Source organism: Helicobacter pylori, assembly GCF_030323545.1.
GTDB classification, from domain to species: domain Bacteria; phylum Campylobacterota; class Campylobacteria; order Campylobacterales; family Helicobacteraceae; genus Helicobacter; species Helicobacter pylori_CO.
On record NZ_CP122954.1, the window covers coordinates 1,111,999 to 1,127,834 of the forward strand.

12 protein-coding genes and 1 tRNA gene are annotated in these 15,836 nt (G+C 38.1%); all 13 read left to right on the plus strand.

What is annotated here, in order from left to right; all coding sequences use genetic code 11:
• The first annotated feature begins 182 nt into the window (after window positions 1-182).
• The 13 genes from QAP06_RS05270 to QAP06_RS05330 all read left to right on the plus strand — a co-directional run bounded on the left by QAP06_RS05270 (window position 183) and on the right by QAP06_RS05330 (window position 15,836).
• On the plus strand, window positions 183-2,453 hold the full coding sequence (locus tag QAP06_RS05270; protein ID WP_286465221.1) for a DEAD/DEAH box helicase family protein: 2,271 nt from the start codon (window positions 183-185) through the stop codon (window positions 2,451-2,453).
• A complete protein-coding gene (locus QAP06_RS05275) occupies window positions 2,446-4,077 on the plus strand; it encodes an N-6 DNA methylase (RefSeq protein WP_286465223.1) in 1,632 nt (543 codons plus the stop codon). Before QAP06_RS05270 ends, QAP06_RS05275 begins: the two co-directional genes overlap by 8 nt.
• Window positions 4,070-5,161: a restriction endonuclease subunit S gene (locus tag QAP06_RS05280; protein ID WP_286465224.1), complete on the plus strand. Its 1,092-nt coding sequence runs from the start codon at window positions 4,070-4,072 to the stop codon at window positions 5,159-5,161. Before QAP06_RS05275 ends, QAP06_RS05280 begins: the two co-directional genes overlap by 8 nt.
• A 65-nt stretch (window positions 5,162-5,226) precedes the next feature.
• Window positions 5,227-5,304, plus strand: a tRNA-Pro gene (locus QAP06_RS05285).
• Between the two features lie 93 nt (window positions 5,305-5,397).
• A complete protein-coding gene (locus tag QAP06_RS05290) occupies window positions 5,398-7,425 on the plus strand; it encodes an RNA degradosome polyphosphate kinase (protein ID WP_286465226.1) in 2,028 nt (675 codons plus the stop codon).
• Between the two features lie 36 nt (window positions 7,426-7,461).
• Window positions 7,462-8,517: a quinone-dependent dihydroorotate dehydrogenase gene (locus QAP06_RS05295; protein ID WP_286465227.1), complete on the plus strand. Its 1,056-nt coding sequence runs from the start codon at window positions 7,462-7,464 to the stop codon at window positions 8,515-8,517.
• The gene (pqqE, locus tag QAP06_RS05300) at window positions 8,514-9,848 is read left to right on the plus strand and encodes a zinc protease PqqE (protein WP_286465229.1); all 1,335 of its coding nucleotides are present in this window, start codon (window positions 8,514-8,516) and stop codon (window positions 9,846-9,848) included. Before QAP06_RS05295 ends, pqqE begins: the two co-directional genes overlap by 4 nt.
• A 14-nt stretch (window positions 9,849-9,862) precedes the next feature.
• Complete coding sequence (gene dapA, locus QAP06_RS05305; RefSeq protein ID WP_286465231.1) at window positions 9,863-10,765, plus strand: 4-hydroxy-tetrahydrodipicolinate synthase; 903 nt, start codon at window positions 9,863-9,865, stop codon at window positions 10,763-10,765.
• Entirely contained in the window at window positions 10,762-11,550 is a 789-nt protein-coding gene (locus QAP06_RS05310) for an enoyl-ACP reductase (protein WP_001014516.1), read from the plus strand. Before dapA ends, QAP06_RS05310 begins: the two co-directional genes overlap by 4 nt.
• Window positions 11,551-11,559: 9 nt before the next feature.
• Window positions 11,560-12,168, plus strand: a complete 609-nt coding sequence (locus QAP06_RS05315) for a hypothetical protein (protein WP_286465234.1) — start codon at window positions 11,560-11,562, stop codon at window positions 12,166-12,168.
• Window positions 12,165-12,704 (plus strand): CDP-diacylglycerol--glycerol-3-phosphate 3-phosphatidyltransferase, encoded by a 540-nt coding sequence (gene pgsA, locus QAP06_RS05320; protein ID WP_001890782.1) that lies wholly within the window; start codon window positions 12,165-12,167, stop codon window positions 12,702-12,704. Before QAP06_RS05315 ends, pgsA begins: the two co-directional genes overlap by 4 nt.
• A 214-nt stretch (window positions 12,705-12,918) precedes the next feature.
• Window positions 12,919-14,361, plus strand: coding sequence for an amino acid permease (locus tag QAP06_RS05325; RefSeq protein WP_286465237.1), 1,443 nt, complete (start codon window positions 12,919-12,921; stop codon window positions 14,359-14,361).
• Window positions 14,362-14,405: 44 nt separating this feature from the next.
• Window positions 14,406-15,836 carry a Do family serine endopeptidase gene (locus tag QAP06_RS05330; RefSeq protein WP_140607757.1) on the plus strand — a complete coding sequence of 477 codons (1,431 nt, stop codon included), beginning with the start codon at window positions 14,406-14,408 and terminating at the stop codon, window positions 15,834-15,836.

Genomic DNA, 15,836 nt, shown 5'->3' on the forward strand with positions numbered 1-15,836 from the left:
GCGTCTTAAACGAATTTAACCTTAAAGACACCGACTACCTAAAACGCCCTAAAGACAGCCCCACAAACTCCCTTTTAACTTCGTTTTGCTCCAAAAAAAGGCTTTGCTTTATCCTAAAATACGGCATCAGTTTCCTAAAAGAAAAATCAGAGTTTAAAAAACACATTTGGCGTTATGCGCAGATGTTTGCGAGCTTGAATGTTTTAAAAGAATTACAAAAGCATTATGAAACTAACCCAAAAGATCCCCCAAAAGACCCCTTAAAAGGCATCATTTGGCACACGCAAGGCAGCGGTAAAACCGCCTTAACCTACCATTTAACCAAACTCATCAGAGACTTTTTTAGCCAATCCAACCTAAACAAAAAGACTAAATTTTATTTTATTGTGGATAGGTTGGATTTATTAGAACAAGCCAAAAACGAGTTTTTAAAAAGAGGCCTTCAAGCGCATGAGGCAGAAAATAAAGAGGACTTGAGCCAAAAATTAAAAAGCTCTAGCGTGTTTGAAAGCCTTCAAGGGAATGATGAAATCATCGTTGTGAATATCCAAAAATTCAAAGCCCCCAATGAAGACTCCTCTGATAGCACTCCTAAAGAAATTGTTTCTAAAACGGACTTGCAAGAATCCATTCAAAATAGCCACGATTTACAAAGGGTGTTTATCATAGATGAAGCCCACAGGAGCTACGATCCTAAAGGTTGTTTTTACGCTAATTTGATAGAATGCGACAAAAATGCGATTAAAATCGCTCTCACAGGCACGCCCCTGTTAGAAGACAACGCACAAGATAAAGCCACTAAAAAAACTTTTGGCAACTACTTTCACACCTATTCTTATGCAGAATCCATTAAAGACAGACACACCCTAAAACTCTTTTTAGAAACCATTGAAAAGAGCTACAAAGAAGAACTGCAAGAAATCTATCGCCTTTTACAAGAAAGCATCACTATTGAAGACATAGAGGTTAAAAAAGAAATGATCTTTAATGATGAGAAATACATTAAAGCCATGCTCTCTTATATCATTAGAGATTTATTGGATTTCAGGCGTTCGAATGGCAATGATAAACATTTAAAGGCTATGGTGGTTTGTTTTTCAAGCCAGCAAGCCAGATTAGCCAATTTGCTTTTTAATGAAGTCCAAGAAAAAATCTTACAAGAAAACCCTAACCTGCAAATTTTAAACAAACTCAAATCCAGCCTGATTTTGCATGACGAACAAGAAGTTAAAGAAAAGATTTATTCTTTCAAACATGAAGATACGGATATAGCCTTTGTGTTTAACATGCTTTTAACCGGCTTTGATTTACCCAATCTCAAGCGCCTTTATATCCACAGAGAGTTAAAAGATCACAATTTACTCCAAGCCCTAGCCAGAGTGAATCGCCCCTATAACAACATGTCTTTTGGCTACCTTATAGATTTTGTAGGGATTGAAGAAAATTTTGACAAAACGACTGATGATTATTTGAAAGAATTAAACCGATTCAATCAAAGCGATGCCAACAGCGATTTTAATATCAAAGACATTTTTGCGGATCGTGAGGTTTTAGAAAAAGACATTAAAAACGCCTATAATGATCTTTTTGATTACCCCATTGACAATATAGAGGGCATGACTAGCGCCATTGTCAATATGAGCGGAATTAACGAGTTACAAAAAGTCTCACACGCTATTAAAACGCTCAAAGAGCGCTACAATTTAATCCGCACTTCTATTGATGAAACAATCCTTTCACTAAAAGAAAAAATTGATATTGAAAAGATCAATAAAATCTCTTTCATGCTCAGCCAAAAAGCCAAACAACTCCATGCATTAAAAAATATCAATGAGCCTAAAAACCCCAACGATTTAATCATTTTAGAAGACCTCATCGCTCTTTTAGACTTTAAAATAGCGTTTAAAGAACGCAAAGAATTACACTTTAAAGAAAGCGAAGAAATTAGCGCCAAACAAAAGCAAGTTAAAGAGATTTTAGAAAAAATCCCGGATCAAAAAGATAAAGAAATCCAAAAGATTTATAAAGAACTTTCAAAACTGCTCCAAACGCCCGCAACAAGCCAGAATTTTGATGGGATTTCTCATTCTTATAGCGCGATCATTTCACAACTCAAACAACACAACCAACAAACCACCCACTTATTAAATAAATACGATAATAATTTAGCTTATGCGATCACGCATAAGCGCCTTATGGAAGAAAACATTTCTGACCCAGTGGGAATTTTCACGCTTTTAAGCGTGTTAAAAAGCGCTATTGATGATCGTATTTCTAAGCGTCAAGAAATCTTAAACGAAGAAGATTACCTAAAAAATGCCATAAAACTAGAATTAAGGAACGCCTTCAAAGAAAACCCCTCCTTAAAAGATTTAGAAAAAGAAAAAGAATTTATCATTCAAACCCTTTTTAACGAGCTGCAAAACCACCATCAAGGAAATTTGAATGCCTAATAACGCTTTATTACAAATCAAACAAGACACCCTAAGCCTCATTGATGAGTTAAAAGCCACTTGCGCGAGTTTTGGTTTAGGGAACGACGGCAACGAATACAAAATCATCACGCAATGCTTTTTGTATAAATTCTTATGCGATAAGTTTGAATTCCTTTTTGAACAAGAATTTCCTAACCAAACAATACAAGATTACAAAGACTTTAACGAAGAAGAGAAAGAAAATTTTTTTATTACCTTAATAGATAAAAGACTCCCCAAACTCGCCTATGATGATCTTTTAAGCTATCTTTTTGAAAAACATTTTAACGATAACGATTTACACCTAAAGCTAGATATTATTTTTAATCGTATTTCTAGCAATAATGCCGAGCTTTTTAACACCACAAGCACGGATAAAACCACTATCGCCCTATTTGAAAGCGTCTCACAATACATTAATGAAGAATCTAAAAGGGCTAATTTCACCAGAGCTTTACTAGACAAACTCAAAAATTTTAATTTCAAACAAGCTTTTTTAAACTTGCAAAACCAACAAGGCTATGATTTTTTCGCCCCCATTTTTGAATACTTACTCAAAGATTACAATAACGCCGGCGGAGGCAAATACGCCGAATACTACACCCCTTTAAGCATCGCTAGCATCATTGCTAAGCTTTTAATTAATGAGCCAACTCAAAGCGTCAAAATCTATGACCCAAGCGCGGGCACAGGAACGCTTTTAATGGCATTAGCCCACCAAATAGGCACGGATTCTTGCACCCTTTATGCCCAAGACATTTCGCAAAAATCCTTAAGAATGCTCAAACTCAACCTCATTTTAAACGACTTGACCCACTCTTTAAAAAACGCCATTGAGGGAAACACTTTAACCAACCCCTACCATTCTAAAGACCTTAAAGGGAAAATGGATTACATCGTGAGTAACCCCCCTTTCAAGCTGGATTTTTCCAACGAGCATGCCGAGATTTCGCAAAACAAAAACGATTTTTTCTTAGGCGTGCCTAATATCCCTAAAAACGCTAAAGACAAAATGCCCATTTACACGCTCTTTTTCCAGCATTGCTTGAACATGCTTAGTAATAAGGGTAAAGGGGCTATAGTCGTGCCAACCGGATTCATTAGCGCTAAAAGCGGGATAGAAAATAAGATTATCCGGCATTTAGTAGATGAAAGGCTCGTTTATGGGGTGGTTTGCATGCCCAGTCAGGTTTTTGCCAACACCAGCACTAATGTGAGCATCATCTTTTTTCAAAAAACGCCAAGCGCAAATGAAGTAGTTTTGATTGACGCTTCCAAACTCGGCGAAGAATACACCGAAAACAAAAACAAAAAAACGCGCTTAAGAACAAGCGATATTGATTTGATTTTAGAAACTTTTCAAAATAAAACCCCAAAAGCGGATTTTTGCGCTCTGGTTTCTTTTGATGAAATCACAGAAAAAAATTATTCTCTAAACCCCGGGCAGTATTTCATTATAGAAGACACCAGCGAGAAAATCAGCCAAGCAGAGTTTGAAAATTTAATGCAGCAATATTCAAGCGAACTCACAAGCCTTTTTGATGAAAGCCAGAGCTTGCAACAAGAAATTTTAGAAACTTTAAAAGGGGTTAGGTTTGAGTGATAATAAAACATATAAACTTAAAAATATAGGAAAAATCGTAACAGGAAAAACCCCTAAAACTTCTAATTTAGACTTTTTTAATGGCAAATACATGTTTATTACACCAAATGATTTGCATGGCATATATCGTATTATTAAAACACCAAGAACGCTTAGTGATAGTGGTTTAAAAAGCATACAAAACAACACAATAGATAACACAAGCATTCTTGTAGGGTGTATAGGTGATGTGGGTATAGTTCGCATGTGTTTTGATAAATGCGCAACAAATCAGCAAATAAATTCTATTACAAACATTAAAGATTTTTGTAATCCATTCTACTTATACTACTATCTATCTAACAAAAAAGAGCTTTTTAAAAATATAGCTCTCTCTACAGTTGTGCCAATTATTCCAAAAACAATTTTTCAAGAAATAGAAGTCTTATTGCCAAATATAGAAACACAACAAAAAATAGCCCGCACGCTTTCTGTCTTAGATCAAAAAATAGAGAACAACCACAAAATCAATGAGCTTTTACACACGCTCGCTTATAAAATCTATGAATATTATTTCAAATACAAACCTAAAAATGCAAAGCTAGAACAAATCATTATTGAAAATCCTAAATCTAGTATTATGGTTAAAAATGCCCAAAAAACCCAAGATAAATACCCCTTTTTTACAAGCGGAGATAATATCTTATCCTATCCTAAAGCGATCATTGATGGCAGAAATTGCTTTTTAAATACTGGAGGTAATGCTGGTATTAAATTTTATGTAGGCAAAGCTTCTTATTCAACGGATACTTGGTGTATTTGCGCTAACGAATTTAGCGACTATTTATATTTACTGCTCTCAAGTATAAAAACCCATATCAATCAAAGCTTTTTTCAAGGAACTAGCCTTAAACACTTACAAAAAAATTTGCTTAAAAAATACCCTATTTACATGCCGTCCGTGCATGAAATTAAAAAATTCAATCAAATTATTATGCCACTACTCACGCTTATATCCATTAACACAAGAACTTCTAAAAAATTAGAACAAATCAGAGATTTCCTACTCCCCCTACTTTTAACCCAACAAGTCAAACCCCAATGAAAACATAAAAACCAAAAATAAGCAACAACTAAGCAAACTCGCGCTACAATCTCTCTTTTTTATTGCGGAGTATGGCGCAGCCTGATTAGCGCGCACCCTTGGGGTGGGTGAGGTCGTGGGTTTGAATCCCGCTACTCCGACCATGACTTTTTAAAAAAACTTCAATGATTATCATTTCATTATATAATCACACTAAACAAACTGATTTTTAAACATGATGATTTAAAGGATTTTTATTGAATCGTTTCTTTAACCGAGAGCTTTCATGGTTAGCTTTTAACACAAGGGTTTTAAACGAAGCCAAAGATGAGAGCTTGCCTTTATTAGAGCGCTTGAAATTTTTAGCCATTTATGACACGAATTTAGACGAATTTTACATGATAAGAGTAGCAGGGCTTAAACAACTCTATGAGCATAAAATCGCTTCTAAAGGCATTGATGGCGCAAGCCCTGAAGAACAATTAGAAAAAATCAAGCATTATTTAGCGCATGAAATTGAAGAAAGGGAGTTGGAATTCCAAAAAATTCAAGCCCTACTCTTTAAAAAAGGGCTTTGTATCACCCCCTATAATGAATTGAATTTAGAGCAAAAAGCTAAGGCTAAAACCTATTTTAAAGAGCAACTTTATGCGTTAGTTTTGCCTTTTAAGTTGGATTCTTCGCACACTTTCCCGCCTTTAGCGAATTTGACTTTCGCGCTTTTTGCCCGCATTAAAGACAAAGAAACCCAAACCACCTCCTATGCACTCATCAAACTCCCCTCTTTTATCTTCCGTTTTGTAGAGCTAGAAAAAGGCTTGTTCGTGCTGGCTGAAGAAATCGTAGAAGCGCATTTAGAAGAATTGTTTTTAGAGCATGAGATTTTAGATTGCATGGCGTTTAGGGTAACTTGCGATGCGGATATTGCCATCACTGAAGATGAAGCGCATGATTATGCGGATTTGATGAGTAAGAGCTTAAGGAAAAGAAATCAAGGCGAAATCGTGCGCTTGCAAACCCAAAAAGGGAGCCAAGAGCTTTTAAAAACCCTTTTAGCGTCTTTAAGGAGTTTTCAAACCCACTCTCACAAAAAACACAAACCCACCGGCATGCATGCCTATAAAAGCATGATCATGCTCAATTTAGGGGATTTGTGGGAATTAGTCAATCATAGCGATTTTAAAGCGCTCAAATCGCCCAATTTCACGCCCAAAATCCACCCTCATTTCAATGAAAACGATCTCTTCAAATCCATAGAAAAGCAAGATCTGTTGCTGTTTCATCCTTATGAAAGTTTTGAGCCTGTGATTGATTTAATAGAGCAAGCCGCTAGCGATCCAACCACCCTTTCTATCAAAATGACGCTTTATCGTGTGGGCAAGCATTCCCCCATTGTCAAAGCTTTAATTGAAGCGGCGAGCAAGATTCAAGTGAGCGTTTTAGTGGAATTAAAAGCGCGCTTTGATGAAGAAAGCAATCTGCATTGGGCAAAAGCTTTAGAAAGGGCGGGCGCGTTAGTCGTTTATGGCGTTTTCAAACTCAAAGTGCATGCTAAAATGCTCGTAATCACCAAAAAAGCAGACAACCAATTACGCCATTTCACCCATTTAAGCACGGGCAATTACAACCCTTTGAGCGCTAAAGTCTATGCCGATGTGAGTTTTTTTAGCGCTAAAAATGAAATCGCTAACGACATTATCAAGCTTTTCCATTCCTTGCTGACGAGTAGCGCCACTAGCAACACATTAGAAACGCTTTTTATGGCGCCTAAACAAATTAAGCCTAAAATCATTGAACTCATTCAAAATGAAATGAATCACAAACAAGAAGGCTATATCATTTTAAAAGCCAACGCCCTAGTGGATAGCGAAATCATTGAATGGCTCTATCAAGCCTCTCAAAAAGGGGTTAAAATTGATCTCATTATTAGAGGGATTTGCTGTTTAAAGCCCCAAGTCAAGGGGTTGAGCGAAAATATCAGGGTGTATTCTATTGTGGGGAAATATTTAGAACATGCACGCATTTATTATTTTAAACATGAAAATATCTATTTTTCTAGCGCGGATTTAATGCCCAGGAATTTAGAAAGGCGCGTGGAATTGCTTGTTCCCGCCACAAACCCAAAGATCGCCAATAAATTGTTGCATATTTTAGAAATCCAATTAAAAGACACCCTAAAACGCTACGAGTTAAATTCTAAAGGCCGTTACGCTAAAGTTTCAAACCCTAACGATCCTTTAAATTCACAGGATTATTTTGAAAAACAAGCCCTTAAAACCTTTTAAAGGTTATCGTTCAAATCATAAAAGACAAGGATTTAAATGTTTTATTCATTAGTAAAAAAATATCTTTTTAGCCTGGACGCTGAAGACGCGCATGAAAAGGTTTGTCAAATTTTAAGAACGCTTTCTAGATCGCCCTTTTTGTGTAATTTAATCCATTCTCAATGGGGTTATAAAAACCCAAAACTTGAAAATGAAATTTTAGGCTTAAATTTCCCTAACCCCTTAGGCTTAGCCGCCGGCTTTGATAAAAACGCTTCCATGCTTAGGGCGTTAATCGCTTTTGGGTTTGGCTATTTGGAAGCAGGCACATTGACTAATATTGCGCAAAGCGGGAATGAAAGACCAAGGCTTTTCAGGCACATTGAAGAAGAGTCCTTACAAAATGCGATGGGGTTTAATAATTACGGGGCGATTTTAGGAGCGAGATCGTTTAAGCGCTTCGCCCCTTATAAAACCCCTATTGGCATCAATTTAGGCAAAAACAAACACATAGAGCAAGCGCATGCCTTAGAAGATTACAAGGCGGTTTTAAATCAATGTTTAAACATTGGCGATTATTACACTTTCAACCTTTCTTCTCCCAACACCCCTAATTTAAGGGATTTACAAAATAAAGCGTTTGTGCATGAGCTTTTTTGCATGGCGAAAGAAATGACCCATAAGCCTTTATTTTTAAAAATCGCCCCGGATTTAGAAACAGATGACATGCTAGAGATTGTCAATAGCGCTATTGGAGCGGGAGCGCATGGGATTATTGCGACTAACACCACGATTGATAAAAGCCTAGTGTTCGCTCCTAAAGAAATGGGGGGCTTGAGCGGGAAATGCTTGACTAAAAAAAGCCGTGAAATCTTTAAAGAACTGGCTAAAGCTTTTTTTAATAAAAGCGTTCTTGTTTCTGTGGGGGGGATTAGCGATGCCAAAGATGCTTATGAAAGGATTAAAATGGGAGCGAGTCTGTTACAAATTTATAGTGCTTTTATTTACAATGGGCCAAATTTATGCCAAAATATTCTTAAAGATTTGGTAAAATTACTCCAAAAAGATGGATTTTTGAGCGTCAAAGAGGCTATAGGAGCGGATTTAAGATGAAACATTTTTCTGTTAAAAGACTTTTGAGGCTTAGTTCTGTCTTGCTAGTCACTTTAGGAGCGAGCATGCACGCACAATCTTACTTACCCAAACATGAGAGTATTACTTTAAAGAATGGGTTGCAAGTCGTAAGCGTCCCCCTAGAAAATAAAACCGGGGTTATAGAAGTGGATGTGCTTTATAAAGTCGGCTCTAGAAACGAAGTCATGGGCAAGAGCGGGATCGCTCACATGTTAGAGCATTTGAATTTTAAAAGCACTAAAAACCTTAAAGCCGGCGAATTTGATAAGATCGTTAAGCGTTTTGGGGGCGTGAGTAACGCTTCTACGAGCTTTGATATTACACGCTATTTCATTAAAACTAGTCAGGCTAACTTGGATAAATCTTTAGAATTGTTCGCTGAAACCATGGGTTCTTTGAATTTAAAAGAAGACGAGTTTTTGCCTGAGCGTCAAGTGGTCGCTGAAGAAAGGCGATGGCGCACTGATAATTCCCCTATCGGCATGCTTTATTTCCGCTTTTTTAACACCGCTTATGTCTATCACCCCTACCATTGGACGCCCATTGGTTTTATGGACGATATTCAAAACTGGACTTTAAAAGACATTAAAAAATTCCATTCGCTCTATTATCAGCCTAAAAACGCTATCGTTTTAGTGGTAGGCGATGTCAATTCCCAAAAGGTTTTTGAATTGAGTAAAAAGCATTTTGAATCCTTAAAAAACCTTGATGGAAAAACTATCCCCACCCCTTACATGAAAGAGCCTAAGCAAGATGGAGCCAGAACGGCGATCGTGCATAAAGATGGGGTTCATTTAGAATGGGTAGCGTTAGGGTATAAAGTGCCTGCTTTCAAGCATAAGGATCAAGTCGCCCTAGATGCGTTAAGCAAGCTTTTAGGCGAAGGTAAAAGCTCATGGTTACAAAGCGAATTAGTGGATAAAAAACGCCTGGCTTCTCAAGCTTTCTCACACAACATGCAATTACAAGATGAAAGCGTGTTTTTATTCATTGCGGGGGGTAATCCTAATGTCAAAGCCGAAGCCTTACAAAAAGAAATCGTAGCGCTTTTAGAAAAGCTTAAAAAAGGCGAAATCACTCAAGCGGAGTTAGACAAGCTCAAAATCAATCAAAAAGCTGACTTTATTTCTAATTTAGAAAGTTCTAGCGATGTGGCGGGGCTTTTTGCGGACTATTTAGTGCAAAACGATATTCAAGGCTTGACGGATTATCAGCAACAATTTTTGGATTTAAAAGTGAGCGATTTGGTGCGTGTGGCCAATGAATATTTTAAAGACACCCAATCAACCACCGTGTATTTGAAACCTTAAAAGAGCCTTATAATATGCAATTCCATTCATCTAGTGCGTTAATTACGCCTTTTAAAAAAGATTTGAGCGTTGATGAGGCCGCTTATGAAGCCTTGATCAAGCGCCAGATTTTTCAGGGCATGGACGCATGCGTGCCTGTTGGCACGACAGGAGAATCCGCCACGCTCACCCACAAAGAGCACATGCGTTGCATTGAAATCGCCATAGAAACTTGCAAAAACACTAAAACGCTCTCCAATTCGTGCATGAAAGTGTTAGCCGGCGTGGGCAGTAACGCCACAAGCGAGTCCCTTTCTTTAGCAAAGTTCGCTCAAAAAATCGGCGCGGATGCGATTTTATGCGTAAGCCCTTATTATAACCGCCCCACCCAACAAGGCTTGTTTGAACATTATAAAACGATCGCTCAATCGGTGGAAATCCCTGTCATGCTTTATGATGTGCCAAGCCGAACGGGCGTGTCTATTGAAGTTCCAACCGCTCTCAAACTCTTTAGAGAAATCCCTAACATTAAAGCCATTAAAGAAGCGTCTGGCTCTTTGAAAAGGGTAACAGAATTGCATTATTATGAAAAAGATTTTAAAATTTTTAGCGGGGAAGATTCACTCAACCACTCTATCATGTTTTCAGGGGGGTGTGGGGTGGTTTCAGTGACCGGTAATTTAATGCCTAATTTGATTTCACAAATGGTCAATTGCGCGCTCAAACTTGAATACCAACAAGCCCTAGAAATCCAAAATAAGCTTTTTCATTTGCACCAAGCCCTTTTTGTAGAAACAAATCCTATCCCTATTAAAATGGCTATGCATTTAGCCGGCTTGATTGAAAACCCAAGTTACAGACTGCCTTTAGTGGCCCCAAGCAAAGAAACGATTCAACTTTTAGAAAAAACTTTACAACAATATGAGGTAATTGCATGAATGGTTCCAATCACATGAAAAATAAAACCCTAGTGATCAGCGGCGCGACGAGAGGGATTGGCAAGGCGATATTGTATCGCTTCGCTCAAAGCGGCGTGAATATCGCTTTCACTTACAATAAAAATGTTGAAGAAGCCAACAAAATCATAGAAGATGTGGAGCAAAAATATTCCATCAAAGCCAAAGCCTACTCTCTCAATGTTTTAGAGCCTGAGCAATACACAGAGCTTTTCAAGCAAATTGACGCGGATTTTGACAGAGTGGATTTTTTTATTTCTAACGCTATTATTTACGGGCGCTCTGTTGTGGGGGGATTTGCACCTTTCATGCGATTAAAACCTAAGGGGTTGAACAATATTTACACAGCCACCGTGTTAGCGTTTGTGGTAGGGGCTCAAGAAGCGGCAAAACGCATGCAAAAAATAGGCGGCGGGGCGATCGTGAGCTTAAGCTCTACCGGGAATTTGGTCTATATGCCTAATTATGCTGGGCATGGCAATTCTAAAAACGCCGTAGAAACCATGGTCAAATACGCTGCTGTGGATTTAGGCGAATTTAACATTAGAGTGAATGCGGTTAGTGGCGGGCCTATTGATACGGACGCTTTGAAAGCCTTCCCTGATTATATGGAGATTAAAGAAAAAGTAGAAGAGCAATCGCCCCTAAAACGCATGGGTAATCCTAACGATCTAGCCGGAGCGGCTTATTTTTTATGCGATGAAACCCAAAGCGGTTGGCTTACAGGGCAAACGATCGTTGTAGATGGCGGGACCACTTTTAAGTAAAGATTTTTCTTGCAAAACATTATCCACATCCACCAAAACAAAGAGTTGCAATTCATTAAAAAATGCTTGTTGTGCTATTTTTTCGCCCCTTTGTGTGGGGCTATTTTGTTGGTGCTTTTTCTTGTTTCAAGCGGGGCGAAATCGTTTCAAATTTCTAACCTATTCAGCCATCAACTAGCTTATATCGTGTTATTGTCTCTTTTTTTGTGCGCGCTTGGGTTTATTGCCGGAGCGATTGGTTTTTACAGGCTTTCTAAAATCACGCACCATCTGAGTTTTTTTGAAAATTTCGCTTTCAGTTTTTTAGCGGTGATTTTATGCGCTCTTTTAAGCTATTTTGTCCCTAACGCCAGTAACGCCCTTTCGCTAATCGGTAATGGCGTTTCTATTTTTTATTTGCACAAACTCTATAGAGAATTGAGCCTTTACGCGCAAGAAAGATTTTTTTTAAGCGGGTTTAGGTTATTGCTTTTTAGTTTCATGCTGGCTCTTTTGGGGGTTTTAGCACAAGCGTTAGTTATCATCTTTTTAACGATCGCTGTGATTTTAATGTGTGTGGCGCTTAGCTTTTTAGGGCGCGCGTTTTTGAATTTTTCACAAGTCTTTTTGAAAGCATGAAAGTTTTAAAACTCCTGCCTAATTTTTTGACGATTTTACGCATTGTCTTATCCTTATTTTTATTATTTTTATTGTTAAACACCCATACTTATTTTAGTTTTTTAACCCCCTTTCACATCAACATGATCTCTTCATTGGTTTTTTTGTTTGCTGCGCTCACGGATTTATTGGACGGCTATATCGCTAGAAGCTATAAAGCCAAATCGCGCTTTGGGGAAATCTTTGATCCTTTAGCGGATAAAATCCTTATTTTGAGCGCGTTTTTAGGGTTAGTTTATTTGGATCGTGTGAATGCGTGGATCCCGTTTGTGATTTTAGGGCGCGAATTTTTTATTTCAGGGCTTAGAGTCTTAGCCGCTAATGAAAAAAAGGATATTCCTGTCAATGCGTTAGGCAAGTATAAAACCGTGTCTCAAGTCGTGGCGATTGGCGCTTTATTAGCCAATTTAACTTATTCTTATGTGCTTGTGGCTATAGCGGTTTTTTTAACCCTTTATTCGGGGATAGATTACACGATTAAATATTATAAATCTTAATGTTTTAAAAGAAGTTTTTAGCGTTCTTTAAAAAAACCTTAAAACGCTTAAAAAACTATCGCTTGATCAAGCTCTTTTGCTATTTAATCTTTAAAAAATGCTTTTGATCGTTTTTTTTTAAATTTTATTTTCAATATTCAATTAAAAAAAATCATTTTATTTTATTTTTGTTATAATTCAAGCTATTTTTATTTTCAATCTAAGGAGGTGCCGCATGGACAATCAAAAGATAACGCATCAAGAAATAACGCAAAAACAAGGCGAGCTTAAAAGAGACATGAAAATGCGCCATCTCTTAATGATTGCATTTGGGGGAGCGATTGGCACAGGGCTTTTTGTAGGCACTGGGGGTAATATTGCGAACGCTGGCCCTTTAGGGACCTTGATCGCTTATTGTTTTGGAGGGCTTGTGGTTTATTGCATCATGCTCTCTTTAGGCGAATTGGCTAGCGTTTATCCCACTACGGGAAGTTTTGGGGATTATGCGGCTAAATTCATAGGCCCTGGCACGGGCTATATGGTTTTTTGGATGTATTGGCTTGGCTGGGTGATCACGGTGGCGTTAGAATACATCGCTATAGGCATGCTCATGCAACGCTGGTTTGCTGGTATTCCTATCCATTATTGGGTTATTTTATGCATTGCGTTAGTTTTTTTATTGAACTTTTTTTCGGTTAAAATTTTTGCCGAGGGCGAGTTTTTCTTTAGCCTGATTAAAGTTTTAGCGGTGATCGCTTTTATAGGCATTGGCGCGATTGGGATCATCTATCAAATCTATTTGCATGGGTTTAGTTCTATTTTTGATAATTTCCATTTTGGCGATAAGGGGTTTTTCCCTAACGGGAGCGCAGCGGTTTTTAGCGCGATGCTTGCGGTGATTTTCGCATTCACTGGCACAGAGGTGATTGGGGTGGCTGTGGGAGAGACTAAAAACGCTAGCAAAGTGATGCCTAAAGCGATTAAAGCGACCTTGTGGCGGATTATCTTTTTCTTTTTAGGCTCTGTGTTTGTCATTTCTGTTTTTTTACCCATGAATGATTCTTCTATCACGCAAAGCCCTTTTGTGAGCGTTTTAGAACGCATCAACTTGCCCTTTATTGGCATGGGTATCCCTTATGTGGCTGATATAATGAACGCTGTTATCATTACGGCGATGTTTTCTACCGCTAATTCAGGGCTTTATGGAGCGAGCCGCATGATTTATGGGCTGTCCAAACAAAAGATGTTTTTTAAGGTTTTTTCCAAACTCAACCGGCAAGGCACACCCACTTATGCGATGTTTTTTTCTCTTTCTTTTTCTCTCATAGGGCTTTTAGTCCAAATTTATGCCAAAGAAAATGTCGTGGAAGCTTTGATTAATGTGATCAGTTTCACGGTGATTATTGTGTGGGTTAGCGTGTCTGTTTCGCAATATTCTTTCCGCAAGCAATACTTAAAAGCCGGGCATTCTTTAGAGGATTTGCCTTATAAAGCCCCCTTTCTACCCTTTTTGCAACTCATAGGGATCACTGGGTGTATCATCGGCGTGATTGGTTCGGCTATGGATAAAGATCAACGCATTGGGATGATTTTAACGATTGTTTTTGCTGTTATTTGTTACATTGGATACTATTTTACACAGAAAGCTAATGAAAATAACAAAAAAGATTTGATATAATCTCTTTTTAATTTTGAAGTTTAGCACATTTTAAGGAAGTAACCATGATGAAAAAAACCCTTTTTATCTCTTTGGCTTTAGCGTTAAGCTTGAATGCGGGCAATATCCAAATCCAAAACATGCCCAAAGTTAAAGAGCGAGTGAGTGTCCCCTCTAAAGACGATACGATCTATTCTTACCACGATTCTATTAAGGATTCGATTAAGGCGGTGGTGAATATCTCCACTGAAAAGAAGATTAAAAACAATTTTATAGGTGGCGGTGTGTTTAATGACCCCTTTTTCCAACAATTTTTTGGGGATTTGGGCGGCATGATCCCTAAAGAAAGAATGGAAAGGGCTTTAGGCAGCGGCGTCATCATTTCTAAAGATGGTTATATTGTAACTAACAACCATGTGATTGATGGTGCCGATAAGATTAAAGTTACCATTCCAGGGAGCAATAAAGAATATTCCGCCACTCTAGTAGGTACTGATTCTGAAAGCGATTTAGCCGTGATTCGCATCACTAAAGACAACTTGCCCACGATCAAATTCTCTGATTCTAATGATATTTTAGTGGGCGATTTGGTTTTTGCGATTGGTAACCCTTTTGGCGTGGGTGAAAGCGTTACGCAAGGCATTGTTTCAGCACTCAATAAAAGCGGGATTGGGATCAACAGCTATGAAAATTTCATTCAAACAGACGCTTCCATTAATCCTGGGAATTCCGGTGGCGCTTTGATTGATAGCCGTGGAGGGTTAGTGGGGATCAATACCGCTATTATCTCTAAAACCGGAGGCAACCACGGCATTGGCTTTGCCATCCCTTCTAACATGGTTAAAGATATTGTAACCCAACTCATCAAAACCGGTAAGATTGAGAGAGGTTACTTGGGCGTGGGCTTGCAAGATTTGAGTGGCGATTTGCAAAATTCTTATGACAATAAAGAAGGGGCGGTAGTCATTAGCGTAGAAAAAGACTCTCCGGCTAAAAAAGTAGGGATTTTGGTGTGGGATTTGATCACTGAAGTCAATGGGAAAAAGGTTAAAAACACGAATGAATTAAGAAATCTAATCGGCTCCATGCTACCCAATCAAAGAGTAACCTTAAAAGTCATTAGAGACAAAAAAGAACGCACCTTCACCCTCACTCTTGCCGAAAGGAAAAACCCTAACAAAAAAGAAACCATTTCTGCTCAAAACGGTGCACAAGGCCAATTGAACGGGCTTCAAGTAGAAGATTTAACTCAAAAAACCAAAAGGTCTATGCGTTTGAGCGATGATGTTCAAGGGGTTTTAGTTTCTCAAGTGAATGAAAATTCCCCAGCAGAACAAGCCGGCTTTAGGCAAGGCAACATTATCACTAAAATTGAAGAGGTTGAAGTGAAAAGCGTTGCGGATTTTAACCATGCTTTAGAAAAGTATAAAGGTAAACCCAAACGATTCTTAGTTTTGGATTTGAATCAAGGTTATAGGATCATTTTGGTGAAATGA

Coding starts and splice junctions, on each gene's coding strand:
- dapA (WP_286465231.1), top strand. CDS start 9,863: ATGCAATTCCATTCATCTAGTGCGTTAATTACGCCTTTTAAAAAAGAT.
- pqqE (WP_286465229.1), top strand. CDS start 8,514: ATGAAACATTTTTCTGTTAAAAGACTTTTGAGGCTTAGTTCTGTCTTG.
- QAP06_RS05330 (WP_140607757.1), top strand. CDS start 14,406: ATGATGAAAAAAACCCTTTTTATCTCTTTGGCTTTAGCGTTAAGCTTG.
- QAP06_RS05275 (WP_286465223.1), top strand. CDS start 2,446: ATGCCTAATAACGCTTTATTACAAATCAAACAAGACACCCTAAGCCTC.
- pgsA (WP_001890782.1), top strand. CDS start 12,165: ATGAAAGTTTTAAAACTCCTGCCTAATTTTTTGACGATTTTACGCATT.
- QAP06_RS05295 (WP_286465227.1), top strand. CDS start 7,462: ATGTTTTATTCATTAGTAAAAAAATATCTTTTTAGCCTGGACGCTGAA.
- QAP06_RS05325 (WP_286465237.1), top strand. CDS start 12,919: ATGGACAATCAAAAGATAACGCATCAAGAAATAACGCAAAAACAAGGC.
- QAP06_RS05270 (WP_286465221.1), top strand. CDS start 183: ATGTTTGCGAGCTTGAATGTTTTAAAAGAATTACAAAAGCATTATGAA.
- QAP06_RS05310 (WP_001014516.1), top strand. CDS start 10,762: ATGAATGGTTCCAATCACATGAAAAATAAAACCCTAGTGATCAGCGGC.